The sequence below is a fragment of the bacterium genome (assembly GCA_022616075.1).
In the GTDB taxonomy this organism is placed as follows: domain Bacteria; phylum Acidobacteriota; class HRBIN11; order JAKEFK01; family JAKEFK01; genus JAKEFK01.
In genome coordinates this window covers 1-25733 of record JAKEFK010000237.1, presented here as the reverse complement: position 1 = coordinate 25733, position 25733 = coordinate 1, and the positions used below count along the sequence as shown (strand labels likewise).

Genomic DNA, 25733 nt, shown 5'->3' with positions numbered 1-25733 from the left:
CGTTGTTTCTCCTTATCGTTCGTGGTGAGATCGGGCGAGATCTGCTCCCACGATTCTCCTTTATTAGTAGAACGAAAAACATACTGTGCGCCGACATAAATCGCTTTTGGATTCTTTTCGCCAATTTCAATCGGTGTATTCCAATTGAATCGAAGTTTGGGCTGCCCCTGTTTTGCATACGGCGCGATCTCTTTCAGATCACCCGTCAGCTTGTCGTAACGCAAAATCTTCCCACCTTGAAATTCGGAATAGACCACATTCTTATCCAAAGGATCAGCCCAAACGTGAAAACCATCTCCAAAGCCAACGTTCCGCCAATCTTTATTCTGAATTCCATTGATGCTTTGCGAGGGACCCATCCAGGAACCGTTATCCTGCAATCCGCCATAAACGTTGTACGGCATATCCATATCAAAATTCACATGGTAAAACTGCGAAACTGGAAGATTGCGCATGAAATGCCAGTTCCGGCCACGATCCCATGAAACGTAAATCCCACCATCTGTTCCCAATATCAGATTGGTGGTCTGGATCGGATTGATGTAAAGAGCGTGATGATCGGAATGCGTGGTTTGTCCAAGCGTTGTGAATGTTTCACCACCATCCGCACTCATCGTCAACATGAATCCGGGTTTATACACGCGATTGTGATCCTTCGGATCAACATTTAAGTGGCTGAAATAGAATGGACGCACCTGAACGTTGATTTCCGTGCTCATTTTCGTCCAGTTGGCACCGGCGTCCTGGGAACGATAGAGCGCCGTTTTCTTTGTTTCGACGGTTGCGTACAACACATCTGTTTTTGAAGGCGCAATTGCCAGAGCGATCCTTCCGAAATCGCCTGAAGGAAGCCCCTTCGTCAGTTTCGTCCAGGTTTTTCCGCCATCTGTACTTTTATGAATTCCGCTTCCCGGTCCACCCGATGTAAAGAAGTAAGGTTTGCGACGAAATTGCCAGGTCGCTGCATAAATCTTTTGGGGATCCTGTGGATCGAGCACAACGTCTGAACAGCCTGTATCTGCGTTGATATAGAGAATCTTTTGCCAGGTCTTGCCACCATCAAATGTTTTATACAATCCACGATCTTCATTGGCATCCCACAGATGACCTGGAACGGCAACGTAAACGGTATTGGAGTTCTTCGGATCAACAGCAATTCTGGCTATCCTCTCCGATTTTTCCAGTCCCATCAGCTGCCAGTTTTCACCTGCGTCTGTGCTCTTGTAAATGCCGGTTCCAATCGAAGAGCTATTGCGGGTATCCGATTCGCCGGTCCCCACCCACACGGTCGCAGGATGGGCTTGATCTATTGCGATGGCACCGATGGATTGCGAATACTTATCGAAAACCGGTTTAAAGGTTGTGCCGCCATTGATCGATTTCCAGACGCCACCGCTGGCAGCGCCTACATAAACGATTCGGGGGTCGGTATGGACGGCATCGATTGCCTCAATTCTTCCTGACATCGTTGCAGGACCGATGGAACGAGCTTCGATCGCACCGAAGGTTCCGGAATCAATTTTGACCGCAGCCTGAACCATAGAAGATAGAAATAGGACAACAGACAAAAAGGGCCCGATTCTCATGACTACTCCTGCTGTGAAGGTTGCGTTTGAGCGGTAGCTTCCGGCATCGCAAACATGGTGTCAGCGAGGTCTAAATCCAATTCCACATTCTCTACCGAAAACTGTGGGCCAGGCTTTCCCGCCACCTTTTGCTCGATGGCGTATGGAAATATCACACCATTTACCTCTTTGTAATCCCCAAAAAAGCTATCGACTGAAGTTTCCACACCCTCCCGTTTGATCATTGCCGTGGCTTTCATCTCAAGTCCCGTTTCGGGATCCAGAAATAGATATCGCACGTTCCCGTTCTTCAAGGTCAATTTCAATTTGTGCGCTTCCGTCCCTTCAACATCTTCTTTGCCGACGTACTCCACCGTGTTCCCTTTTTCTTTGTAGTCGACGAGCGGGCCATCAAAATCTGCTTGTTCGATGATGTCTTTCTTGTCATCCTCAGGCATTTTCTGGGGATCCTTTGATCCCATGAAAGGCATCAATTGCCATGCCGTGGCTCCATCATAAGCCTGAATGCCGGTCAAGCCCTGGATAGTAAACTCAATTCTGATTCTGTCCGGCCTTTTTTTTTGGAATGTAAAAGGCGCTTCCAGGCCCCCTTCCATGGACATTTTACCGGTCATTTTTACGGATTTAATTGCCTTCAACTTATCGAATCCGCCGTGCGCTTGAATGTTCTTATTGATGAGTTCATCGGCTGTTTGCGAAAAAGCCGCCGAGCAGAGAAACACAGTGAAAATGACGAATAGAGCATAGAACTTACGCATTTCTTTATCCTCCTGACTCCTAATCAGTTACAAAATACAAGTTTCCCATCATACGCCGATCCTTTGTTTGCTGCAATTTCGACGGTATGCTAAGATGTTGCCAGAAATTTGTATGAACGTTGCTCCTGCGGAGTTTGTTCCCGTTCTCTCTTTCTTCCAGGTTCCATCAAATTCAGCCAAGTATCTTGATTCGCTTGCGCGAATCCATGGCTTGATCCTCCTGTCAATCCAGGACCGAAGGGTTGCCGGCCTGGAAGAACACCTCAACGATGACGAAGCATTTTTACAAGCGTACAAGGCCCTTTTAAAAACGCAGAAAAGTGGTGTGCCGGAAACGCCCTTTTCGCAAATGCTGTCAGACTTCATCCAGATCACACTCGGGATTCATTCGAAGTTAACCGTCGATTCCTCTCAACATGTAACCCTCATTCATCCGACCAGGGTGTACGATCTCTTTCCTTTTTTCCTCGTAAAAGGAACGATTGCGTCTTGGTTGCTCTGTTGCCGTTCGGGAACGTTCCTGTATGCCGATTCTGCGGGAAATCATATAAGCATCGACTCTACGCATAATTCTTTTCTCTCGATTATCGATGCTCTGATGGATCAGGGTCGTTATGAAATTGTTCTGAAAATCCTTGCAGACGTTCCGGAATCACGCAGAAAAGTATTCGAAAACCGGGCCTACTCTGCGCATTGTTTTCTGGCGTGCAATCATTACAAAGCAAAAAGGTATCCGGAAGCGATTACGGAATTTGAGCGGGCGCTGAAGATCAAGAGCTCCATGCCCCAGCTTTATTACAATCTCGCGCTGAGTCATGCTCGCGTGAAGTCCTATTCCACTGCAATCCACTTGTTGAATCAATTCAACAGGATCAAACCTGATCAGGCAAAAACCTATGAACTCCTGGGCGATTTTTATTATCAACTCGGTGAATGGGACCGCGCTTTAAGTCTCTACGAAAGATCGATGGAGTTTAGCGACAACAAAATTGTCATCACGAATAAGGTCAAGAAGGTAGAAGACCGGCTGCCAAAATCAAAAGTAGCAGAAGCCAAGAAAGAAGAAGATAAAGAGGACAAGTTCACTCTTCAGACCTGCCTCCAGGACTTAACGCTCGATGCGGAGCTTGGCCGCTTTCCGCAGGTAATCGGACGCGATAAAGAGATTCTTCAGATCGAGGAAATACTCGCCTGCCAGAGTAAAAAGAATGTTCTCGTAATCGGAGATCCAGGCGTCGGCAAGACGGCACTCGTTTACGAACTTGCCTACCGGATCGTTTCAGGCAAAGTGAGTCCCCGGTTGCAGAATAAAAAGATTATCCGTCTCAACATGGGATCGCTGCTCGCGGGAGCAAAATTCCGAGGACAGTTTGAAGAAAGATTGATGCAGCTCATTAAAGAAATCAAACGATTGAATTGCATTCTCTTCGTTGATGATATCCATCAGATTGTTTCGGGAGGCAGCGGAAAAACCAGCTCAACCGAAGCGTCTCATTTTCTAAAACCGTCCCTGACCAATGATGAAATTCAAATCATCGGCGCAACCAACTTCGAAGAGTTCAGGAATTCGGTTGAGAAAGATACTTCGTTCCTGCGTTGCTTCCAAACAATCAAGCTGGAGGAACCGGACGACGATACTTTGATGAAAATCCTTCGCGACTACAGATCGCATCTGGAAAACTACCACAAGGTTCTCATCCAGGAAGAATCGCTGGATACGGTGCTGATGTGGGTGCGAGTCCTGCTTCGGGACCGCGCGTTACCGGATAAAGCGCTGGATCTGCTCGACAGGTCTGCTGCCCGCATTTCCATTCAGGAAAAAACTGCGGTTGTGACTTCGGAAAGCGTTCTGGAAACGATCTCGGAAATCAGCAATGTTCCGCTCAACCGGATGAGCGTTTCCGAGATAGCGCATTACAGAAAGATGGAAGGCTTTCTTTCGCGGCGCGTGGTGGGACAGGCCGAGGCGGTCAGAACAGTTTCCAGTGTTCTTTGCACTTCCAAGCTTCACATGACTTTGAACCCGTCGCGCCCCAAAGGCATATTTCTTTTCGTGGGTCCTACCGGCGTCGGAAAAACAGAACTGGCGAAAGCGATTGCAGAGTTCCTTTTCGGAGCCGAAGAAAAAATCATCCGGATCGATATGTCCGAATACATGGAGCGCTACAGCGCCTCACGGCTGGTCGGCACCTCTCCGGGATACGTTGGCTACTACGATCAAAATCAGCTCGTTGATAAGATCAGAACCAACCCGTATAGCTTGATCCTGCTCGATGAAATTGAGAAAGCAGACTCGCAGCTTTTGAATATTTTTCTCCAGGTTTTTGACGCGGGAAGATTAACCGATGGAAAAGGAAAAGTGGCGTACTTTGATAACGCTACCATTGTAATGACAAGCAATATCGGCACACATCTGTTTGCGCAAAATAAGCTGGGGTACGGATCGGACGCTGTGGAAGCACACGTGACCCGTTCCGATCTACTTAAGGAAGTCAAAAGATTTTTTCAACCGGAGTTCCTGAACCGCATCGATGAAATCGTATTTTTCAGCCCACTCAATCTGGATCATGTTCGGGAAATCGCTACAATGAAGCTCATTTCCATCTTTGATCAGCTCAGGCGTCAGAAAAAGGAGTTGGTAATCGAAGATCATGCGATGCTGGAATTGTGCAAAATCGGTTACGATTATGAGTACGGCGCAAGAAACCTTGAGCGCGTCTTGAGAAGGAAACTGCTTGATAAGCTGGCCCAAATGGCTCTACGGGAAGACTGGTCTGAAGTAAAAACACTACTTGCAGTATGGGAAAAAGATGAGATTCTGGTGAAGACGCCTGGAGCGCCGGGTCTTCAAGAAATATTAAATGCGGCAGTTGAAGAACAAGATTATCTGGAAGAATAAAGGATGAAGAAGGCAGCATATTTTCTTGTTGCAGCATTGGTGGTTTTAGGAGGCATCGAATATTTTCTGTATAAAAATCTGAACAAGTTCATCCAGGCCGGCCACGAAGAAGAATCCAATGATCCAAAAGATATACTGCTCGCTTCAAATGACATAAATTTTGAAGCAGACGACGGCACAGACCTGCATGGCTGGCTGATCCAGGGAAAGCCGGGGTATCCCGCTGTCATTATTGCCCACAAATACGGCACAAACCGGTCGGTAACGCTCCTGAAACTGGAAGGACTGATCTCCGATTTGAATAAGCAGGGTTATTACATTTTTCTTTTTGATTTTCGCGGCCACGGTTTGAGCGGCGGGAAGAGCGCACTCGGATTCAAAGAGTCCGATGATGTGGCAGCCGCGATCAAAGCGCTTGTGAAATACAAGCAAATATCTCACCGGTTTGCAGTGCTGGGAGTTGGAATGGGGGCGATTGCAGCGGCAAAAGCTTTCAATTCAGTGGACGAAGTGAAAGTGATTTTGCTGGATTCGATTTATGACAATGTCGCCTCAAAATATGCGGATGAGATCATTCACGAATGGCCGTTTCTGTCTTTTTCGCATCCCGTCATGGTCAAAGCCATAGACCTGAATTTGAAACAGATGTTGCGCATTCCCACGACCAATCTGAACCTCCCCGTTCAGATGTCGCGGCTTTATCCAAAAGCGGTCATCTTTATCGAAAAGGAGCCGCTCAGTGATCACGTTCGCGCTTTATATGAAGCTGCGCGCGAGCCGAAGGAATTGCTGAACCTTCCGGATACAGCCGCCGGGGAATTGATCGGCCAATCCCGTGAAACGTACAACAATCAGGTCGAACAAAAAATCAAGAAATACCTGCCTCCGTCCAACAACGAAAAAACACTCGATTTACCGAAATAGGCTTTAATGAAGGAATGGATACTCATCACCGGTGGCGCGGGGTTCATCGGATCACATCTGGCTGACTATCTTCTGAACAAGGGTTACGCGGTCATTTGCATGGATAATTTGCTGACCGGCGATATCTCCAACATCAGTCATATCTACAATAAAGACTTCCTGTTTATCAAACATGATGTGACTCAGTTTATTTATGTAGACAAGCCGTTGCGGTACATTTTGCATTTTGCCTCGCCTGCATCGCCGATCGATTATCATGAGTACCCGATCCAGACTTTAAAAGTGGGAAGCCTGGGCACTCACAAGGCACTCGGACTCGCCAAGGACCACAGAGCAACCTTTCTTCTCGCATCCACGTCCGAAGTTTATGGGGACCCGCTCGTTCATCCTCAGAGTGAAGAATACTGGGGAAACGTTAACCCGATCGGTCCACGCGGCGTTTACGATGAAGCGAAAAGATTCGCTGAAGCAATGACGATGGCTTATCACTACTATCATAAAATTGATACGAAAATTGTTCGAATCTTTAATACCTACGGCCCGCGCATGAGATTGAATGACGGACGCGCAATCCCAACCTTCATCAGCCAGGCTTTGCGTGGCGAGGATTTAACGGTTTTTGGGAACGGCAAACAGACACGCAGCTTCTGTTATATTTCCGATCTTGTAGAAGGAATCTATCGATTGATGATTTCCGGCCATAATCAGCCGGTGAATTTGGGAAATCCGCACGAGATGACAATTCTGGAAATGGCAGAAACGATTTTGAAGAAGACCGGTTCACATTCTAAAATTGTCTTTAAATCTCTTCCGGCGGATGATCCGAAAGTGCGTCAACCCAACATTGATCGGGCCCGTCAGTATCTTCAGTGGTCACCCCAGGTCAAACTGGATGAAGGTCTGGATTCGACGATTGCTTACTTTCGACAAAAACTAGAACATTAAAGACAGTAATGAGCAATGAGTGATGAGTAATGAGTCTCCCCTAAGGGACTCATTGCTCATTACTCATCACTTTGGCACTTTGTAATGAAACTCAGGGTTCTTCCTCTCCTTGCTATTTTTGTGTCACTGGTGTGCATTGCATTTCTTGGATACCGCGGATATCAATGGTGGCAAAAGTACGAAAAAAAGAAAGCTCTTTTTTTGTACTTCCAGAAGAATAGTCCGGTCACGAAAAGAATTCCCAGAGATACGCTTCTTTACGTGAACCTTTACGATCTCAAACGAGTGCATGACCAGCTGCGTGACACTGACATCTCCCAAGTCCTTGCGCACTGGCTCGACACCGGCATGTCCGAAAATGAAAAGCCAAATCCGCTTCTTGGCGGCATGCTTGAAAAAACAATCCTAAACATCGTAGGAGATGAATTTGCTGTAGCTCTCCTACCTTCCAAACAAAGACCCTTTGATTTTCTTGCAGTCGCGCGGATAGCGCCCGGATCCGATTTCCTCTTAAACCTTGCCTTATCTTCCGCAAAAAACATTGAAAAGATAGATTCCGGTGACAAGATTTTTTATCGATCGAAAACAAAGGACGCAAATTTTCCAACGATCCTTATTTATGTTCAGGAGAATCTGGCATATGCCTCAAATAGTTTTCAGAGATTGAAAGAATCCTATAGTTCTGAAGGAAATGGACCCGATTCTCTTTCGAAATCCGCCGTAGAAGCGATTCCGGAAGATACCATTCTCTTTGCGCAGCTGCAAAAGCCGCAAGCCCGTGCTCTTTTGCATGGAAACGGAAAAGTCTACCGGCTTCAAATCTCCGATCTACCGGCGGTTCCGGCTCATGTTCCGGAAATTCGCGAGAGCGAATCTGACGTGTTGAGAATCCAGACCAATAGTCCGGGATTCATAGGCCATCCTTCCGTCGCTTACGTTTTGCAGTCCATTTCAGAAGAACCGGTGTCTGCAGTTTTGCTGTCATTCACCAAATCTGTCGAAGCCGCAAATTTTGAACAGAGTGTTGCGGCGAGTTTCAATCCGGAAATTCCAGAATCATTTTCTCAGGATGGAATCCAATGCCTCCGGCACAGCTCACATCAGGAAGAATTCATTTGCAGAAAGGGTGTTTCGCTTTTACTGGCGCGAGGTCAGTTTTCGCCCGACCAGGCCGAATTTCTGGAGAAAAAACCGGCAGGTCAATCTCCATTCATTTTCCGGATCCAATTTCAAAAGAATGCGATTCGCCAATATCACGAGCGGGTACAGAACAAAGACTGGAGCGTTTTTTCGGGGAACGAGCCCTTCTACTTTTTGAGCTGCATTAAACAGGTCACCGGTGGAATCGATAAAACCGGGAGAGAGATCGGTATTGAGTTAGAGTAGCGATGCAATCGCATCAGCGGCGCGATCCATTGCCCCGTGTGGACCGAGACTTTCCACGACGGCCGCTAAATCATCCTTCATTCGATCCCCGGCCTGCTGATCAGATAAGTAGAGAAGCGTTTCTCGCGCAAGCAAATCCGGCCGCATGTTGTTTTGAATGAATTCGGGAATAACTCTTTTTTGCGCGATCCAGTTTACCAGGCCGTAATAAGGCACGCGCACCAGCCATTTTCCAAGAAGCCACGAAAGGGAACCGACCCGGTAAACAATTAAGAATGGAACGCCCAGAATTGCAGCTTCCAGTGTGCTCGTCCCTGAGGCCACGATTAAGAAGTCGCAAGCTTTCATCGCTGCATACCGGTCTTCAGTGACCACTCGAATTTCCGGCGGCGTTTGATACAGACCGGAATCTAGAGAAGGCGCCCGGATCAAAAGCGCGTCTGCGTGGCTCCTGACCACCTTCGCAGTTTCCAGTAATATCGGTAAATGCCGTTTCACTTCCGTCTCACGGCTACCGGGCATGAGACCTATCAGTCGTTTGCTGCCGCGCGAATGGAAGTTTTGATTTTGAAGTTCACGCTGTACGATTTCTACAAGCGGATGGCCGACATAAACGGATCGAATCCCTTCGGTGTCGTACATCTTTTTTTCAAATGGCAAAATCGAGACCATCAGATCCACGTGCTCTTTCAAAAAATGAATCCGTCTCTTTCTCCACGCCCAGATCTGCGGACTAATAAAGTAGAATGTTTTTATTCGTTTCTTTTTGAGGAATTTTGCGAGGCGAAAGTTAAAATCGGGGAAATCAATAAGAACGGCAAATTCAGGAGAGTTCTGATCGACCCATGCGGTCAAGTGGCGGTAAGCTTGGCGAAGGTTCCTCAGCTTCGCAAAAACTTCGAATACCCCGACGACGGCGACCTGGCTGCAAGGATAAAGGAGCTCAACGCCGGCCTGCGCCATCCGGTCGCCACCCATCCCGGATAGGTGCAGATTGGGAAAGCGCGCGCGAAGAACGGAAGCCAGGCCTCCCCCGTAAATATCGCCTGAGGATTCTCCCGCAACGATCAGCGCTTTCATAATGAAGCGCTATTGTACTACTCGTTTGTAGGTAGGGGCAGGCCTTGTGCCTCGCATAGTAGGGGCAGGCCTTGTGCCTGCCCTGTAGAGTGCGACCACAAGGGCCGCCCCTACTTTTTCTCCAGCCTGATCGTGAGCTTGTTCTCTCCTTCTTTAAGAACAGTCACTTCCTGACTAAAACCGCTATAGCCCGGCCGGACCACTTCAACTCTATGAACACCTTCCGGGAGCAATACTTCAATTTCTCCACGGCCGTTATCATTTGCGGTACCGTAGTAATTTCCATCAATGTAGACTGTCGCGTCGGATGGTTCCACGTTCAGAATCAAACTGCGACGACTCGATTCGCTGCGTTTTTGTTCCCCATAGTAGGGTTTGTCTTCGCGATCGCGGTTACGGTCTCGCTTACGTTCCTTGGCCCAGTTATCATCATCGTCATCGTCGTACTCATCACGGTCACGGTATCGATCTGACCTACGATAATCTCTGCGGTCGTGGTTGTAGCGATCTCTATCGTAATTGCGCCGCTCATAGTCCTCGCGTGGCAGTCGCATATCCTGATCCGCCATCTGATCCTGACCCGGTTGCATTTCGTATTTGATGTGGGCATCCCGGCCTGGAAGAAGTCGAATGTTTACCGCGTATGGCTCAAAGCCAGGCGCCCGGAAAACCAGCCGGTGTTTACCTGGCGGCAATTCCAGTCGCTGCCACCAACCATCAAAATCGTCGGCAACTCCAATATAATCTCCATCAACATAAACCCGGGCATTCTGCGGTTTCACCTCAGTCCTGACTTCGGCGATGTAATAGCTGCGATAGTAGGAATAGGGGTAGCCGTATCCGTAACCGTAGCCATTACCATAGCCATAGCCGTACGGGTAATAGTAGGGTCGATAGAACCCCCCGTAATACGGACGATGATAGTAATAGGGCCGATAGAAGTAAGGCCGGTGGTAGTTTGAAAATCCGAAAAAGATTCCAACTGAACTGGATGCATTCGATTCCTGCGGAACAGCAAACATCCCAATCAGCAAAAGCACACTCAATGAGAAAGTTCGTAAAAGAGTCATAGCCACACTCCTTTCACTTCTCCCACCGATGCAAAGTATTTGCCACAGAATTCCTTACAGAGAACAGGCTCCAGCGCGAACATTATATGCTCAGAATTTAGTACGACAGACGTAGCTAAAAAGGGACAGATGTAAGCAAAGTAGCGCGGGTGTCTCGCCTGCGGGGCTCAGCCGGGACGCCCGCGCTACTTCGCCTTCTTGTATATCGACGATACATCAGGTGCTTCATATTTCTGCTCCTCGCCTTGAATAAATGTTCTCAGAACGTCGGAAGCGGAACAGTTGTGGATGAGATGATTAAGAACCTGGCTTGACGAGCTGTAGTCAGCCGGAATCCTTACCAGAATGAAATCGGCAAACTTGCCGGATTCGAGCGAGCCAATCTCCTTTGACATCCCCATCGCGCGGGCGCCATCGATGGTCATCATTTCGAGCATCTTTTGTTCGGACAGAATCTGTTGTTGATACCGCGCACGCTGTTGCAACAAAGCAAAACGGGCTTCTTCAAAAAGATCCAGACGGTTATTGCTGGCGGCGCTGTCGGTACCAAGCGAAACACAAATTCCATTCCTTTGCATCTCATAAACAGGAGCAATCCCATGGCCGAACTTGGCATTCGATTTCGGGCAATGCGCAACAGCAACGTCAGCTTCCGCTAGAAGCTCCAGGTCCTTTTTCGAAGCCTGAACCGCGTGAGCGACCAGTGGTTTTGTTTGAAAAATGCGAGTGCCGGCAAGGTGCTGGATCGAGCTACTTCCCAGAAAGGACCAGTCTCGGGTCCGTTCGCGCAAGAATTCGGCAATCACACCTTCGCGACGGCAGATAAAATCCTCCTCCGCCTTGCTTTCGGCAACATGAAAACTGACCGGCAATTGTTCGTCAATTGCCCATTCGGCAATCTGACCATACAGCTCCGGCCGCACCGTATAACATGCATGCGGGGAAATCCCGAGTCGCAATCTTTCCGTAGAATATTGAGTTTTCAATTCGTTGTATTTGTCTTTGAGCCCGGTCCACGTTTGCGCGGCTGCTTCCCTTTCAACACCAAAAACTTCCCAGTAGAAGATTCCTCGAAGGGGGCTGTTCGACAGAATGACTAACGATGACGGAACATCAGACATATCGGCAACAGTTGTAATGCCGGACCGGATGCATTCCGCAATTCCCAGCTTCGTGGATAAAACAAAGTCTTCTTCAGTAAGGACGTTATATTTGATTTCTGTCAATTTTCGGATCCAGGGAAAAAACAAAAGATCGTCAAACAGATTCCGCAAGCCCGTGTAGGCAAGGTGAGTATGTGTGTTGATGAGCCCGGGTAGAATGCAAGCCTTGGAGTGATAAGGATCTCCTGGAGCGGCCGGACGAATTTCCTTGATCCGTCCCTTTTCTACGACGATGGAATGTTTCGAAAGCGGACTGGAAGTGACGGGAAATACCCAATCTGCGGCGAAAATCACTGTATAATCCCCCGATGTTGACTAGGTCTCGACTTCTGAATACAATTATCAATCAGCCTTTTCAAGTGATTCCCTCAATAAGGTAAAAGCTATGTTAACAACTCAGGGTTTATCGGTTAAAGCTCATACTTTGAAGCTTTTAACCGACAAGAAAGTCGAACTTTATAATATTACTCAAAAGGTTAAGGATTTCGTAAAATCCACCTCCATCCGGGATGGCTTTTTACTGATAACCTCTCTCCATACAACCACGGCTTTATTCGTCAATGAAGTCCAATCCGCGCTTCTGGATGATATCAAGACGATTCTCCATGACTGGGTCAGAGACGATAAAGGCTGGAAGCATAATTCCCCAGAATACTCAGATTGCGAACGGCATAATGCAGGTTCCCATCTAAGAGCGATTCTACTTGGCCACTCCCAGACCGTCCTGGTTCAGGATGGTGAACCGGCCTTAGGGGAATGGCAAAGTATTATTTTTGCTGAGCTGGATGGACCCCGTGAAAGGGAAATCCGGTTGCAAGTAATCGGAATCTAGCTCAACCACCCAGTTTTTCGCCGATAATTTTTTGCGCCACCTTTCCGTCTATCAAACCCTTATAGCGCGCAAGCACCTCTTTGATAACGCGGCCCATATCCTTCTTGTCTTTGGCCCCAAGCTCCGCGATCACCTCATCAACCTTTTGACGAATTGTGGCTTCATCCATTTCAGCCGGAACAAATTCCTGCAGAATCTTTAATTCGGCGCTTTCTTTAGAAGCCAGATCGGCGCGCCCTCCTTTTTCATACATTTCGATTGCTTCTTTGCGCTTCTTAATGGCTCGTTTCACAACTTGAGTCGACTCTGCTTCATCCAGAGCGCCTCTCTTCTCGATTTGCGCATATTTGAATTCCGAAATGAGCATTCGGAGAACCGACGTGCGTATTTCGTCCTTGCTTTTCATCGACTCTTTTAATTGTTGTTGTAATTTTTCCAGCATTGGACGCGTTCCCACTAGTATTGTATGATGAACTGTCTTTTTCAAGAGCATTTAACCGCAGAGAGCGCAGAGGACGCAGAGAAAAACAAAAAAGTATTTTTGGGGGCGCCGCGATCTCAGCGTTCTCTGCGGTGAAAAAAAGATGAAAATAGCGATAGCCAGCGATCATGGCGGATATCAATTAAAAGAACGGATTAAAATCATCCTGCAATCGCTGGGAGTGGACTACCACGATTTCGGGACCAGCAGCACAGATTCGGTTGATTATCCGGATTATGCTGCTCTGGTAGCGAAAGAAGTTCAAAGCGGAAACCGGGGAATTTTATGCTGCGGCACTGGAATCGGAATGTCCATCACAGCAAATAAATTTAAAGGCGTCCGCGCTGCCTTATGTCACGATGTGTTCACAGCGCAAATGAGCAGGCAGCACAATGATGCGAATATTCTGATACTCGGTGGCCGCGTTAAACACTCGCCGGAAGAAGTGGAAGCCATGATTCAAATCTGGTTACAAACGGAATATGAAGGAGGCCGTCATCAAAAACGGCTCGAAAAAATTGCCCGATGGGAAGGAATGGAATAATGTCATCATCACCTTTATGGAGCACGGATCCGCGCATCGCGGAAGCTATCTTAAACGAAACGGTTCGTCAGGCTGACGGATTGGAGCTGATCGCATCAGAGAATTTTGTAAGCGACGCGGTTCTGGAAGCGCTCGGTTCTGTATTTACAAACAAGTATGCCGAAGGATATCCGGGCAGACGCTACTACGGCGGTTGTCAGTTTGTCGATGTTGTGGAACAACTCGCGATCGACCGGGCAAAGCAATTATTTAAGGCGGATCATGCGAATGTGCAACCGCATTCCGGCACGCAGGCAAACATCGCCGCATACATGGCCGTGATGAAACCGGGCGATACTCTGATGGGAATGGAATTAACACAGGGGGGTCATCTATCACACGGTCATCCCTTAAATTTTTCCGGTCTTTACTTCAAAGTTGTGAGCTACGGTGTAACGCGCGAAACAGAGCGCATCGACTTCCATCAAGTGGAGCAGGTTGCGCGCGAACACCGGCCCAAGGTGATCATGACCGGCGCCAGCGCCTATTCACGCGTGATCGAATTTGACCGCTTTAAGAAGATTGCCGATGAAGTGGGGGCGGTTTTGATGGCTGATATCGCCCACATTGCTGGTCTTGTGGTAACGGGACTTCACCCTTCGCCGGTTCCCCATGCTGACATTGTTACCACCACCACACACAAGACATTGAGAGGTCCCCGCGGTGGAATGATTTTGTGCAAAGAAGCCTGGGCAAAAAACATCGATAAGGTCTTGTTCCCCGGCGGTCAGGGTGGTCCGCTGGTCCATGTGATTGCGGCAAAGGCGGTTTCCTTTCTGGAAGCATTGCAGCCATCTTTTGCAGAGTATCAAAAAGACATTATCAGCAACGCAAAAGTTCTCGCTGAATCACTTGCAGCGGAAGGATTGCGCATCGTAACGGGCGGGACGGACAATCATTTGTTTTTGCTGGACCTAACACCGGTAAACCTGACCGGCAAAGAAGCAGAAAAAATACTGGGTGATGTCGATATCACTGTCAACAAAAATACGATTCCTTACGATACCAAAAGTCCGATGATCTCCAGCGGGATTCGAATCGGAACTCCGGCGCTTACAACGCGTAGAATGGGTACCGAACAGATGCAGAAAATTGCCCGCTTGATTGCAGGAGCTTTGAAAAACAGGGATAATGAATCGATCAAAACTGAAATCCGCCAGGAAGTGAAGAAGCTCTGCTACGACTTCCCACTGTATGCCAACCGAATTGGTAAATAGGAACCGCCAAGACGCCAAGACGCCAAGACAGGATTAATTCTAAAATTCTTGGCGACCTTGGCGCCTTGGCGTTAAATGCAAATGAATCTGAGTCCTGATCATGTTTTCGGCGCGAAAGGTCCGCTTTCAAAAAAACTGCCTTATTTTGAATTCCGGCCATCGCAAGTCGAATACGCACAAGCTGTGCGCAATGTGATCACCTCCGGAAAAATCGGATTGCTGGAAGCGCAAACCGGAACCGGAAAAACGCTTGCTTATCTGATTCCGGCTATCGAAAGCGGAAAACGAGTTTTGATTTCCACCGGAACAAAGGCCCTTCAAGAACAGCTCTATCACAAAGACATTCCCTTGCTGCAGAAAAAACTTGGTTTGCAGTTCAGTCATGTCCTGATGAAAGGGAGAACAAACTATTTGTGTTTGTTGAAATACGAACGGGCGCAACTTGAGCCAACACTTCCTGATAAAGAAAGCGTCGGTTATTTTGAAGAAGTGCGGGACTGGATGCCCGATACGGAAACGGGAGACATTTCTGAATCGTCCATTCCCGAAGATGCCTCACTCTGGAAAACACTCACGATTTCGGCCGATGCCTGTCTGGGTCCCAAATGCCGGCACTACACACCCTGTTTCATAACGCGATTGAAACAACGGGCCGAACAAGCCCAGATCATCATTGTGAACCATCATCTTTTCTTTGCAGATCTGTCGCTGCAGATCACGAACAGTTATTCCATATTTCCTGCTTACGACATTGTGATTTTTGACGAAGCTCATCAGCTCGCCGAAGTTGCAACACACAACTTGAGCCTTGGATTTTCCGAACGGGGAGTGCGCGAACTGTTTTCAGAGCTGGCGCGCGAACTCCAGATTCTAAGAGTCCGCGAGAAACAGGATGTGTCGGAATCTCAGAACTGGGCTCACAAATTGAGCGAAAGCATTTCTAATTTATTCGATAAGTTCACAACGCTTCCTCAGAAACTCCGGTACGATGAGACCTCCATAGGCAATCTGGTTCAGAGCAATACGGTTGTCATCAATGAAAGATTCAACCAGTTGCTTCGCTCCCTCCTGAATTTTGTCGATAAAACAGAAGATATGCCGCAGCTTTACCGGCGTTTGGCGGCAGCCCAATCTTCACTCGCTTTTTTGCTGCAGGGTTCGGAGGATGCCTATGTCTACTGGGCGGAACGAAATGACACCCGCGAATGGACGCTGCAGGCTTCTCCCTTGGACGTTTCCGAAGCGCTCAAGAAATCGTTATGGCCCAATCTCAAGGCCGCCGTGCTCACCTCCGCAACGCTGTTCATCGATAAAGATTCCGGAAAAGTAAAACAAGAATTGGGAATTCAAGAATCGATGGATCACAAGTTTCCCTACAATTTTGATTATCCGGCGCAAACCTGTCTGTACATACCCAAACATCTACCCGAGCCAACCGCGCCCAATTTCGCTGATCTGGCGGCCGAAGAGATTTGCAAACTGGTGGAAGTAACGGAGGGAGGCGCGTTCGTATTGTGCACTTCTTTCAACAACATGAGAGTTTACGAACGCTATTTGAGACAACTGGATTACCCATTGCTGGTACAGGGTACACGGTCGAAACAAACGCTTTTAAAAAGTTTTCTTAAGAATCGCGGATCAATTCTGCTCGCCACCATGAGTTTCTGGCAGGGAATCGATGTTCAGGGAGACACTCTCGTATCGGTGATCATAGATAAACTGCCTTTTGCGGTCCCTACGGATCCGCTGATGGAAGCAAGAATTCAGTACTTGCGCAAACAAAAAAAGGATCCATTCATGGATTATCAATTGCCGGCGGCGGTGATGATGCTAAAACAGGGACTGGGAAGATTGATCCGCACCAGCGTGGATTATGGTGTTTTAGCGGTGCTCGATCAGCGGATCTTGACCAAAATGTACGGCAGGGCTTTCCTCAGGAATTTGCCAAGCATGCCGGTCATACATAAACTAGAATTATTGCGACAGGCATTCCTCGAGCGGCGAGAAAAGTATCTTCAGCATCATTCGTAATATCGAACTGTAAGGGGACGAATTCTAACGACGACCAATGATTGTCACGGAAATCTTCAAATCCATACAGGGAGAGTCCTCCTTTGCAGGATGGCCATGCAGTTTCATCCGGACAACCGGTTGCAATTTGCGTTGCGTCTGGTGCGATACCGAATATGCGTTTACAGGCGGAAAAGAAATGAGTGTTCCGGAAATCCTGAAAGCGATTGAACCCTTTTATTGTGAGCTGGTTGAGCTCACCGGAGGAGAACCTTTGCTTCAGGCGGAGCTTCCGGCGCTCGCCCTTGAACTCCTGGGAAAAAATCATAAAGTTTTGGTGGAAACTAGTGGCGCACTTGACATCAGCGTCCTGCCGCCAGAAGTTATTAAGATCATGGACATTAAGTGTCCCGACAGTGGCATGATGAATGAGATGAACTGGACCAATCTGGAAAAACTGAGCCCTAGCGACGAGCTCAAATTCGTAATAAATAGCCGCACGGACTATGATTGGTCAGTCAAGATATTGTATGACTATAAACTTTATGAGCGAAATCTGGTATTATTTTCACCGGTTTATCAAAAGATGCCTCCCCAACAACTGGCCGAATGGATTCTAGAAGACAATCTTCCCGTGCGGTTTCAAATTCAGTTGCATAAGGTGCTGTGGGGAGAGACTCCAGGGAGATGAAGCATACATGAAGAATTCTAAACCATACATATTCATCAACCTCTGCACGAAAAGCGGGGACGAAATGTTTTACATTCGCAGGGGTTACATTGAAGCCATCACAGCTGCCGGAGGTGTCCCGATTACTCTGCCTTTGATGGCAAATCGCGAGTTTGCAGCTCACGTTGTGGAACTTGCCGATGGGATTCTCTTACCGGGAAGTCTCACAGATGTCGACCCGCAACTCTATCACACCGAAGTGTCTCCTTACTTCGGCCAAAAAGGACCGGAACGCGATCAGTCTGATTTTTATTTGCTGGAAGAAGCTTTCAAAAAGAAAATTCCTGTTTTTGGAATCTGCTTCGGCCACCAGTGTTTGAATGTGTTTTGTGGTGGAAGTTTGTATCAGGATCTGCCACACGATGTGAAAAGTGACGTTGTTCACTGGCAAAATGAACCTTACAATCTTCCAGCTCACAACGTCACTGTCGAATCAGATACGCTGCTGCATCGAATCTTTGGAAAGTCCGAAATTGCGGTCAATAGCATTCATCATCAAGGTGTAAAAACAGTCGCGAGCAACCTTCGACCCATGGCAATCTCACCGGACGGACTCGTGGAAGCCTACGAGAATCGCAATGGCGGACAATTCCTCATGGGAGTGCAATGGCATCCGGAAAGAATGTGGCAGGACGATCCGGAACAATTCAAACTGTTTAAAGAGTTTGTCGGACAGGCCCACAAGTGGCGTCAGGAAAATCGTTAACAAAGTACCGCGCCCGCTCCTTAAATGCCACCCCTAACTCACCGTAAGCAGAAGCATGCTCATGAAAGTGCCAACGATCAGGGGAGCGAGAATCACAAAAAATCTTCGCGGATTTTTGTTCGACCGTGTAGGCGGCAGAACTCTATTTCTGGTTTCTTCGATTGCTGCACCGCTCTTCCTTTTCCTTGCCGTCACCGTTCAGCCGCCTATTTTTATCATTGTTAACGTTGCAATTGCGGGTTTCTTTTTGATGATGACAATACCGGTCAGCGTTCTAATGGGACAATCCATCGTGCCAAATGCCATCAGCACAATTTCCTCATTGACGATGGGTTTTGGCTGGGGTGTCGGGGGAATGCTGGTTCCTCTAGCGGGACGATTCGCTGATCTGACATCCATACAACAAACTTTGAGGATCCTGGCGTTTTTCCCATTGCTTTATGCAATACTTGCCTGGCGGCTTCCAGGAAGAAAGATGGCCGCCTTAGCTGTTTAAGGAGCTGAAGATGCGCACACTGTCTACATTCTTGTTGCTACTCTTAATATCAATCGGCTGCTCGAAGGGATACAAAGAAGGGGAACCTTTGAGCGGTGATGAGTTAGTTTTGGCGCAAAAGGCCACCGAGCTCGCTCAGAAAGTGGAACAGTTGAATGAAAAGGCGCCACGTGATGTAGGCGATTCCTGGACGCAATTCATGGAAAACGTGAAACTCTTCGATAACTCCTGTCAGCGTCGGAGTTGTAATTCCCTGGAAGCCCGGAATGACTTTAACCACCTGCGCTATTACGCGGTTAAGCTTGATTCCGTCCTCACCAAAGAAGCGTATCCCGACCTGTTTGATTCCTGGAGCTCCATTCGCAAAGATTACGTTGACGCCATCGGCAAAGAGCTCGGTTACCGAATTAAGTAGGGGCGGGCCTTGTGCCCGCCCGTGAAGGGCGACCACAAGGGTCGCCCCTACTAAAGAGCTCCGTTATCTTTGAAACTGAAGTACTTTTGGTTGCCGATGATGATGTGATCCAGAAGCGGTATTCCCAGGAGTTTTCCCGCTTCTGCAATCTGCAGCGTGACTTTGCGATCTTCCGGACTCGGCGCCGGATCACCGGAAGGATGATTGTGCAAAAGAATGAGGCCGGCGGCAGCATTTCGAATTGCCACCTGAAAAACCTCACGCGGATGCACCAGACTTCCGCTCAAAGTTCCTGTTGAGACTTGTTCTTTCAAAATGAGCCGGTTTTTCATGTCCAGAACGGCAACCCACAGCTCCTCTTTGGTTTTTCCCAAAAAGGAATCATGAAAATGCAGAAACACAAGCTCGCTGTTTGAGAAACGCGGGCGCGTTGCAGACAACTCCTTCGAGTACCGTCTCGCAAGCTCAAGCGCCGCCTTCAATTGCGCGGCTTTTGCAGGGCCTACGCCATGAAACCTGCCGCACAACTCTGTGACCGTAAGAGCACTGAGTTTTCTGAGGTCTCCCAGTTCTTTCAGTATCCGCTGTGCCAGTTGCGGGCGCTCTCTTTCGGCGTACCGGATCGAATCACAATCGCGAGCAGTTCCGCATCGCTGAGCGACTGCTCGCCGTTGTAGATCAGTTTTTCGCGAGGTCGTTCGTCAACTGGAAGTTCCCTCAGAGTAAGTTTCCGGGAGGGCACTTTGTACTCAGACAAGGTGATTACGTTGTAGAGCGGAATAAAGAATGCGTCCGATCAATTGTTCGTAAGTCATTCCGTTATGTCGCGCAATGATGCACAGATCGCTGTGCTGGGGATTCAATCCAGCCAGCGGATTGATTTCCAGGAAAAAGGGATTTCCATCGGCATCGCATCGGATGTCCACACGTCCGAAATCGCGGCATTCGAGAACTTTGTACGCGCGCATCGCAATTTCCTCGATTTGCTCCAGCCGGTCCGGATCCGTTTTCGGAGGACACACGTAATGAACAAATTTTTCGTACTCCTCCTTCACATGGTAGGAATAAAAATCCTCCACCTGCGAAGTGTCAAACACGATTTGCATTGTGCCGATTACATGCGGCGGCGTTCCGATGATTCCAACGGTGAACTCGTCCCCTTCCAGATACTCTTCGATCAACACCGGTTCACGATAGGTTTTCAAAAGATACTTCACTCGCGATTTTAACTTTGGATAGGTCTTGATTTTTGATTCCGAATCGATTCCCTTTCCCGTGCCTTCATGCACAGGTTTGGCAAAAAGCGGATACTTCAGAGGAATCTGGTTGAGGTCCTGCATTCTTGTTGCTTTCAAAAACTGGGCCGTCGGAATTCTTTCCGCTTTCATGATTTGTTTCGTGAGAACTTTGTCCAGCGCCAGGCCAAGGGTTACCGGATCTGAGCCGACGTAAGGAATCTGCAGCATTTCTAGGAGAGCGGGAATTTGCGCTTCGCGGGCGCGTCCATTGTAGCCTTCCGCGATGTTGAAAATGATGTCGACCTGATTGTCGCTGGTCCAGCGGTAGAGATGGAGGCCGTCACCGATCAGAACAGGTTCATGGCCGCTCGCACTGATTGCATGAGTCAGGCCGTCTATCGTCGCTTGCGTGTCAAATTCGGCCGCCGCGTCCGGTGGGTCTTCTTCCTTTGGCTGGTAATCGCTCCCCAGATTGTAGGTCAGACCGACTTTCATAATTCCGGGACCGCGCTGACCGCTTCCCTGGTCTGAATCCGCTCTTCCATAAAGGAAATAAACATTGCCACAAGGTCAGCATAAGTCCGGCCGTTCAATGAAAACGCGCGGAAAAAACCTGCGCCCGGACAAAGATCGGGATTGCAATTGACCTCCAGTATATAGGGCACACCTTTTTGGTCAACTCGCATATCAACGCGCGCATAGTCGCGGCATTGAAACAGCTCGTAAGCCCGCAGCGCAGCAAGAGTAATCGCCTGCCTCAATTTGGGAGACAGGTCCGGAAAAACCGGTTTGGTTCCTACATCAAATATGGAACCATAATGCCACTTCGCTTCGTAAGAACAGATCTTTGCATGACCTTCAGGGAGTCCATCAAAATCAATTTCCGCAATGGGCAATACCTCTCCGGGATTTCCAATCACACCCACATTGAATTCACGGCCATCAATGTACTGTTCTACAATCGAAGGCTGTTTCAGGACTTCGCGTATGTTTTCAATTTTCTTGTTCAGGTGCTCCAGATCATACGCGACAGAATCATAGTGAATACCGATACTCGCATCTTCGTGCTGCGGTTTCACAATGAGGGGAAAATCGATAGGAACTTTTTCCATTTCGTGATCCGTAACGAAAAAAGCAGGAGTCCTCAGCCCCGCTCCTTTCAGCAGATGCTTGGATCGATCCTTGTAACAGGTCAGACCCAGCGCGAGCGGGCCGGAACCGGTGTATTCAATGCCGATCAACTCCAGCATCGCCGGAATGTTCGGCTCCTTCAAATTGTTTCCGCTGATATCTTCACAAAGATTGATAGCCATTTCATAACGCTCTTCAATCAATTCCTGAATGATCTCAACAGAATTATTCTTGTCGATTCGCAGGATTTTGTAAGGCCTTTTTAGTTCGCGGAGAGCGCAAATAAACGCATCCAGGCTGTCGAGCACTGGATTCTCAACCGATTTTTTGCCGTCCTCCAGCAAATACGGATCATTGTAAACGATCGCGATTGGTCTACGGTACAAAGTTCTTCCCATAAATGATCTTGTGATCCCCCTGACGATAAAAGTCCGGTATGATGGCAAATTGCTGATAGCCGTTTTGTACGTAAAACCTTCGCGTTGCATCGTAATCATTCATTGAGGAAGTTTCAATGATGATCAGACGCACATTCTCTTTACGAACTTGCTCCTCCACATGGTTTAATAAAAGTTTTCCAATTCCGTGTCCTTGAAAATCAGGATGGACCGCAATCCAGTACAGATCGTACGTGCCGCTGGTGCACGGAGTCGGCCCCCAGCAGACGTAGCCGATGGCGCGGTTTTCTCCATTGACACAACATCTGGAATAATAGCCGGAGTCAGGAATCATTGAGTCCCGGAGGACTTCATCAGCCACTGCGATTTCATAATCCTGAAAGACTCCTGTTGCTTTCAGAATTTTCAGTAAATCATTTCGATCTTCCGGAACTACCTCACGAATCTGCATCATAAAATTTTATCGTGAGAACTTATTCGTTTGCCATTATAGCAGAAAAAATCCACCGCAATGCAAGTGCTCGATGGAAAATATTTAATACTAATACATTAGAATGAATGCGTGCGCAGAATTGTTTTGGCAAACAAAATTTCAGAAATTCTTTTAACGTAGCGATTGAAATCGCTACTACCGGCCCGAATAAGACAACAAAGTTTTTTAAAGCGGGCTTGTAGTAGCGACTTTAGCGCTACCTCCTACCTACCGACCTTAGTCCCTTGCTATCAGATTTATCTGATATGAGTATTGACAGGTACCGAAGCGGTTCCTATTTTATATCTATATATTATGAGGTAATCCGAACGATGAGACTCGATAAGTTTACGATTAAGGCCCAGGAGGCCCTTCAGGAGGCGCAATCTCTCGCCGAGCAGCACGGGAACCAGGAGTTAGAGCCTGAGCATTTGCTGATGGTTCTGACCGCCCAGGAGGACGGTGTTGTACCTCCACTGTTGCGTAAGCTCGGCGCCAATTTGGTCCTTTTGCAGGATCGAGTCCGGGAGCGTGTCGAAAAATTTCCCCAAATTTCTGGAGCTGCCGGTGGTGTATACATTTCGCCGAGGCTTAAGACGATTCTGGACCAGTCTCACAAGGAAGCAGAACAATTCAAAGATGAATTCGTGAGCACCGAGCATCTTTTGCTCGCCATGACGGTGGCAAAAGGGACGGAGATTTCGCGCATTTTAATTTCCCTGGGAGTAACCCATGACGCGTTATTGAAAGCGTTGATGGAAGTGCGCGGTAATCAGAGAATCACCGATCAGAGTCCTGAAGAAAAATTTCAGGTACTCGAAAAATACTGCAAAGATCTTACCGCGCTGGCAAAACAGAGCAAATTGGATCCGGTCATCGGCCGCGATGAAGAGATTCGTCGTGTGATGCAGGTGTTGAGCCGCCGCACAAAAAACAATCCGGTTTTGATCGGTGAGCCTGGAGTCGGAAAAACTGCGATTGTCGAAGGACTCGCGCAAAGAATCGTCAACCGGGACGTTCCGGAAAGTTTGAAGGACCGGCGCCTTCTCGCGCTCGATATGGGAGCGCTGGTCGCGGGAACAAAATACCGGGGCGAATTTGAAGATCGATTGAAAGCATTGTTGAAAGCCATCACGGAAAAGTCCGGCCAGATCATTTTGTTCATCGATGAGCTTCACACGCTTGTGGGGGCAGGCGCTGCTGAAGGAGCGATCGATGCTTCGAACATGCTCAAGCCTGCGCTGGCGCGCGGCGAGCTTCGCTGCATCGGCGCAACAACGCTCAATGAATACCAGAAACGCATCGAAAAAGATGCCGCGCTCGAAAGACGCTTCCAGCAAGTGTACGTGAAAGAACCGTCCGTGGAAGACACGATCGCGATTCTGCGCGGTTTGAAAGAGCGCTATGAAGTGCATCATGGAGTCAAAATCAAAGACACCGCGATCATTGCCGCTGCCACTCTTTCTCATCGTTACATCACGGACCGATTTTTACCGGATAAAGCCATTGATTTGATGGATGAAGCCGCTTCGCAGTTACGCATGGAAATCGATTCACTTCCGCGGGAAATCGACGAAGTGGAGAGGCGAATTTTGCAACTGCAAATCGAAAGACAGGCGCTTCTCAAAGAAGATGACAACGCCTCGAAACAACGTTTTGAGAAGATTCAACAGGAGCTTGCCGATCTGCAGGAGCAAAGCCGCAGCATGAAGGCTCACTGGCAGAAAGAGAAAGAGTTGATCGCCAGAATCCGGGAGTTGAAAGAGCAACTGGAAGCGACGAAGGTCGAAGAGCAAGCGGCCGAGCGGCGAGGAGACTTAAACCGTGCCGCGGAGCTGCGTTACGGAACGCAGGTCCAGCTCAATAAAGATCTGGAAGCCGCGAACCAGGCGCTGCAGGAATTGCAGAAGAACCAGAAAATGCTGAAAGAGGAAGTCGATGAGGAAGATATCGCTCAGATCGTTTCTCACTGGACCGGTATTCCAGTATCTCGAATGATGGAAAGTGAAATTCATAAACTGATTCATCTGGAAGAGAATTTGCGCGAACGCGTCATCTCACAGGATGAATCGCTGGAGAAAGTTGCGAATGCTGTCAGACGCTCGCGGGCTGGATTGCAGGACGCGAACCGCCCGATTGGGTCCTTTATTTTTCTGGGTCCCACCGGTGTGGGCAAAACGGAACTGGCACGCGCGCTTGCTGCATCCTTGTTTGATAATGAGCGCGCGATGGTGCGGATTGATATGTCCGAATACATGGAAAAGCATGCAGTTGCGCGTTTGATCGGCGCGCCGCCTGGATATGTAGGTTACGAAGAGGGTGGATATCTAACGGAAGCGATCCGCAGGCGCCCCTATTCGGTAATCCTTTTTGATGAAATTGAAAAAGCACATCCGGAAGTCTTCAATGTGTTGCTCCAGGTTCTGGATGACGGAAGGATGACAGATGGAAAAGGCAGAACCGTGGATTTCAGAAACACTATTATTATTATGACCTCAAATTTGGCGAGTCATTTGATCGCTGAGATTCGCGATGAGGAAAGGATGCGCCAGGAAGTTATGGAAATTGTGAGGCAACAGTTCCGCCCTGAATTCCTGAACCGCGTGGATGATATTGTGATTTTCCACCCGCTGAAACAGGAAGACATTGCGCGGATCATCGATATTCAGCTGAGATACTTGCAAAAAGTGCTGGAACAGAAGCGTCTAACGCTAAAGCTCACGGAACGCGCGAGGGAATTTCTGGTGCGTGTTGGGTATGATCCTGTTTATGGAGCGCGACCTTTAAAAAGGGCGATCCAGCAGTATATTCAGAACCCTCTGGCAGTGGAGTTGTTGAGCGGCACCGTCCGCGAAGGAGATCGCGTCATGGCGGATTTTGATCCGAAAAAGGATCAGCTTGTTTTTCAGACTGATTCCGCCGGCGTGAAAAGTGGTTTGAAGGAGGAAATAGTAAAATGAACGGATTAAAAACGGCCGCCCTGTTGGGCCTGATGACGGCCCTGATTATGGGAATCGGCCATTATTTTGGCGGCCAGCAAGGAATGATCCTGGCCTTTGTGATAGCTGCGATCATGAATTTTGTTTCTTACTGGTTCTCCGACAAAATCGTGCTAGCGATGTACCGGGCAAAACCCGTGACTCGCGCAGAAGCGCCGGAATTGCACGCTATCCTGGAAGAGCTGACGGCAAGAGCAAATATCCCTGTGCCGCG

General features: G+C 48.3%; 25 protein-coding genes. 14 read left to right on the top strand and 11 right to left on the bottom strand.

Annotated features, from left to right (window positions below; translation table 11 throughout):
• Both L0156_19740 and L0156_19735 read right to left on the bottom strand, forming a co-directional pair.
• On the bottom strand, positions 1-1586 hold a 1586-nt coding region (locus L0156_19740; GenBank protein ID MCI0605225.1), incomplete at its 3' end, for a YCF48-related protein.
• Positions 1587-1588: 2 nt separating this feature from the next.
• Positions 1589-2344: a hypothetical protein gene (locus tag L0156_19735; protein MCI0605224.1), complete on the bottom strand. Its 756-nt coding sequence runs from the start codon at positions 2342-2344 to the stop codon at positions 1589-1591.
• 112 nt (positions 2345-2456) lie between these two features.
• Between L0156_19735 and L0156_19730 the strand changes: the two genes are divergently transcribed.
• From L0156_19730 to L0156_19715, 4 genes are all read left to right on the top strand, one after another.
• A complete protein-coding gene (locus L0156_19730; protein ID MCI0605223.1) occupies positions 2457-5243 on the top strand; it encodes an AAA family ATPase in 2787 nt (928 codons plus the stop codon).
• Between the two features lie 3 nt (positions 5244-5246).
• Positions 5247-6167 (top strand): alpha/beta hydrolase, encoded by a 921-nt coding sequence (locus tag L0156_19725; GenBank protein MCI0605222.1) that lies wholly within the window; start codon positions 5247-5249, stop codon positions 6165-6167.
• Positions 6168-6173: 6 nt separating this feature from the next.
• A complete protein-coding gene (locus tag L0156_19720; protein ID MCI0605221.1) occupies positions 6174-7112 on the top strand; it encodes an SDR family oxidoreductase in 939 nt (312 codons plus the stop codon).
• Between the two features lie 84 nt (positions 7113-7196).
• On the top strand, positions 7197-8498 hold the full coding sequence (locus tag L0156_19715; protein ID MCI0605220.1) for a DUF3352 domain-containing protein: 1302 nt from the start codon (positions 7197-7199) through the stop codon (positions 8496-8498).
• Here L0156_19715 and lpxB read toward each other — a convergent pair.
• The 3 genes from lpxB to L0156_19700 form a co-directional block, all read right to left on the bottom strand.
• Positions 8490-9578 carry a lipid-A-disaccharide synthase gene (gene lpxB, locus L0156_19710; GenBank protein ID MCI0605219.1) on the bottom strand — a complete coding sequence of 363 codons (1089 nt, stop codon included), beginning with the start codon at positions 9576-9578 and terminating at the stop codon, positions 8490-8492. The two genes, L0156_19715 and lpxB, sit on opposite strands and share 9 nt — an antisense overlap.
• A gap of 110 nt (positions 9579-9688) precedes the next feature.
• Entirely contained in the window at positions 9689-10648 is a 960-nt protein-coding gene (locus tag L0156_19705) for a PEGA domain-containing protein (GenBank protein ID MCI0605218.1), read from the bottom strand.
• A gap of 185 nt (positions 10649-10833) precedes the next feature.
• Positions 10834-12105, bottom strand: coding sequence for an amidohydrolase family protein (locus L0156_19700; protein MCI0605217.1), 1272 nt, complete (start codon positions 12103-12105; stop codon positions 10834-10836).
• A 91-nt stretch (positions 12106-12196) separates the two neighbouring features.
• Between L0156_19700 and L0156_19695 the strand changes: the two genes are divergently transcribed.
• Complete coding sequence (locus L0156_19695) at positions 12197-12643, top strand: secondary thiamine-phosphate synthase enzyme YjbQ (GenBank protein ID MCI0605216.1); 447 nt, start codon at positions 12197-12199, stop codon at positions 12641-12643.
• Between the two features lies 1 nt (position 12644).
• Here the strand turns inward: L0156_19695 and L0156_19690 are convergent, their stop codons facing one another.
• On the bottom strand, positions 12645-13085 hold the full coding sequence (locus L0156_19690; GenBank protein ID MCI0605215.1) for a GatB/YqeY domain-containing protein: 441 nt from the start codon (positions 13083-13085) through the stop codon (positions 12645-12647).
• A 142-nt stretch (positions 13086-13227) separates the two neighbouring features.
• Between L0156_19690 and rpiB the strand changes: the two genes are divergently transcribed.
• The 7 genes from rpiB to L0156_19655 all read left to right on the top strand — a co-directional run bounded on the left by rpiB (position 13228) and on the right by L0156_19655 (position 19281).
• Entirely contained in the window at positions 13228-13668 is a 441-nt protein-coding gene (gene rpiB, locus L0156_19685) for a ribose 5-phosphate isomerase B (GenBank protein MCI0605214.1), read from the top strand.
• The gene (locus L0156_19680) at positions 13668-14924 is read left to right on the top strand and encodes a serine hydroxymethyltransferase (protein ID MCI0605213.1); all 1257 of its coding nucleotides are present in this window, start codon (positions 13668-13670) and stop codon (positions 14922-14924) included. The genes rpiB and L0156_19680 overlap by 1 nt, the downstream gene beginning before the upstream one ends.
• Before the next feature lie 81 nt (positions 14925-15005).
• Positions 15006-16955 (top strand): ATP-dependent DNA helicase, encoded by a 1950-nt coding sequence (locus L0156_19675; protein ID MCI0605212.1) that lies wholly within the window; start codon positions 15006-15008, stop codon positions 16953-16955.
• Positions 16956-16992: 37 nt separating this feature from the next.
• A complete protein-coding gene (locus L0156_19670; protein ID MCI0605211.1) occupies positions 16993-17625 on the top strand; it encodes a radical SAM protein in 633 nt (210 codons plus the stop codon).
• Between the two features lie 7 nt (positions 17626-17632).
• A complete protein-coding gene (locus tag L0156_19665) occupies positions 17633-18370 on the top strand; it encodes a gamma-glutamyl-gamma-aminobutyrate hydrolase family protein (GenBank protein MCI0605210.1) in 738 nt (245 codons plus the stop codon).
• A 61-nt stretch (positions 18371-18431) separates the two neighbouring features.
• Positions 18432-18866 carry a hypothetical protein gene (locus L0156_19660; protein MCI0605209.1) on the top strand — a complete coding sequence of 145 codons (435 nt, stop codon included), beginning with the start codon at positions 18432-18434 and terminating at the stop codon, positions 18864-18866.
• 10 nt (positions 18867-18876) lie between these two features.
• Entirely contained in the window at positions 18877-19281 is a 405-nt protein-coding gene (locus L0156_19655) for a hypothetical protein (GenBank protein ID MCI0605208.1), read from the top strand.
• A gap of 50 nt (positions 19282-19331) precedes the next feature.
• On the opposite strand, the gene radC is transcribed toward L0156_19655, so the two are convergent.
• Genes radC through L0156_19630 form a run of 5 tightly spaced genes read right to left on the bottom strand, consistent with a single transcriptional unit; the run spans position 19332 to position 22502 of the window.
• Positions 19332-19850 (bottom strand): DNA repair protein RadC, encoded by a 519-nt coding sequence (gene radC, locus L0156_19650; protein MCI0605207.1) that lies wholly within the window; start codon positions 19848-19850, stop codon positions 19332-19334.
• A 5-nt stretch (positions 19851-19855) separates the two neighbouring features.
• Positions 19856-20023, bottom strand: a complete 168-nt coding sequence (locus L0156_19645; GenBank protein ID MCI0605206.1) for a hypothetical protein — start codon at positions 20021-20023, stop codon at positions 19856-19858.
• Positions 20024-20030: 7 nt separating this feature from the next.
• Entirely contained in the window at positions 20031-21014 is a 984-nt protein-coding gene (locus L0156_19640) for an ATP-grasp domain-containing protein (protein ID MCI0605205.1), read from the bottom strand.
• Positions 21011-22048 carry a hypothetical protein gene (locus L0156_19635; protein MCI0605204.1) on the bottom strand — a complete coding sequence of 346 codons (1038 nt, stop codon included), beginning with the start codon at positions 22046-22048 and terminating at the stop codon, positions 21011-21013. The genes L0156_19640 and L0156_19635 overlap by 4 nt, the downstream gene beginning before the upstream one ends.
• Positions 22026-22502, bottom strand: coding sequence for a GNAT family N-acetyltransferase (locus tag L0156_19630; protein MCI0605203.1), 477 nt, complete (start codon positions 22500-22502; stop codon positions 22026-22028). The genes L0156_19635 and L0156_19630 overlap by 23 nt, the downstream gene beginning before the upstream one ends.
• Before the next feature lie 350 nt (positions 22503-22852).
• Here L0156_19630 and clpB point away from each other — a divergent pair, with 350 nt between their 5' ends.
• Positions 22853-25480: an ATP-dependent chaperone ClpB gene (gene clpB / locus L0156_19625; protein ID MCI0605202.1), complete on the top strand. Its 2628-nt coding sequence runs from the start codon at positions 22853-22855 to the stop codon at positions 25478-25480.
• Positions 25477-25733, top strand: a 257-nt coding sequence (locus tag L0156_19620; GenBank protein MCI0605201.1) for a protease HtpX, incomplete at its 3' end; no start/stop codon positions are given. The genes clpB and L0156_19620, both read left to right, overlap by 4 nt.

Coding starts and splice junctions, on each gene's coding strand:
- L0156_19665 (MCI0605210.1), top strand. CDS start 17,633: ATGAAGAATTCTAAACCATACATATTCATCAACCTCTGCACGAAAAGC.
- L0156_19715 (MCI0605220.1), top strand. CDS start 7,197: ATGAAACTCAGGGTTCTTCCTCTCCTTGCTATTTTTGTGTCACTGGTG.
- L0156_19640 (MCI0605205.1), bottom strand. CDS start 21,014: ATGAAAGTCGGTCTGACCTACAATCTGGGGAGCGATTACCAGCCAAAG.
- rpiB (MCI0605214.1), top strand. CDS start 13,228: ATGAAAATAGCGATAGCCAGCGATCATGGCGGATATCAATTAAAAGAA.
- L0156_19730 (MCI0605223.1), top strand. CDS start 2,457: ATGAACGTTGCTCCTGCGGAGTTTGTTCCCGTTCTCTCTTTCTTCCAG.
- L0156_19695 (MCI0605216.1), top strand. CDS start 12,197: ATGTTAACAACTCAGGGTTTATCGGTTAAAGCTCATACTTTGAAGCTT.
- L0156_19690 (MCI0605215.1), bottom strand. CDS start 13,085: ATGCTGGAAAAATTACAACAACAATTAAAAGAGTCGATGAAAAGCAAG.
- L0156_19735 (MCI0605224.1), bottom strand. CDS start 2,344: ATGCGTAAGTTCTATGCTCTATTCGTCATTTTCACTGTGTTTCTCTGC.
- L0156_19725 (MCI0605222.1), top strand. CDS start 5,247: ATGAAGAAGGCAGCATATTTTCTTGTTGCAGCATTGGTGGTTTTAGGA.
- L0156_19675 (MCI0605212.1), top strand. CDS start 15,006: ATGAATCTGAGTCCTGATCATGTTTTCGGCGCGAAAGGTCCGCTTTCA.
- lpxB (MCI0605219.1), bottom strand. CDS start 9,578: ATGAAAGCGCTGATCGTTGCGGGAGAATCCTCAGGCGATATTTACGGG.
- L0156_19720 (MCI0605221.1), top strand. CDS start 6,174: ATGAAGGAATGGATACTCATCACCGGTGGCGCGGGGTTCATCGGATCA.
- L0156_19635 (MCI0605204.1), bottom strand. CDS start 22,048: ATGGGAAGAACTTTGTACCGTAGACCAATCGCGATCGTTTACAATGAT.
- L0156_19705 (MCI0605218.1), bottom strand. CDS start 10,648: ATGACTCTTTTACGAACTTTCTCATTGAGTGTGCTTTTGCTGATTGGG.
- L0156_19655 (MCI0605208.1), top strand. CDS start 18,877: ATGCGCACACTGTCTACATTCTTGTTGCTACTCTTAATATCAATCGGC.
- L0156_19660 (MCI0605209.1), top strand. CDS start 18,432: ATGAAAGTGCCAACGATCAGGGGAGCGAGAATCACAAAAAATCTTCGC.
- L0156_19630 (MCI0605203.1), bottom strand. CDS start 22,502: ATGATGCAGATTCGTGAGGTAGTTCCGGAAGATCGAAATGATTTACTG.
- clpB (MCI0605202.1), top strand. CDS start 22,853: ATGAGACTCGATAAGTTTACGATTAAGGCCCAGGAGGCCCTTCAGGAG.
- L0156_19680 (MCI0605213.1), top strand. CDS start 13,668: ATGTCATCATCACCTTTATGGAGCACGGATCCGCGCATCGCGGAAGCT.
- L0156_19670 (MCI0605211.1), top strand. CDS start 16,993: ATGATTGTCACGGAAATCTTCAAATCCATACAGGGAGAGTCCTCCTTT.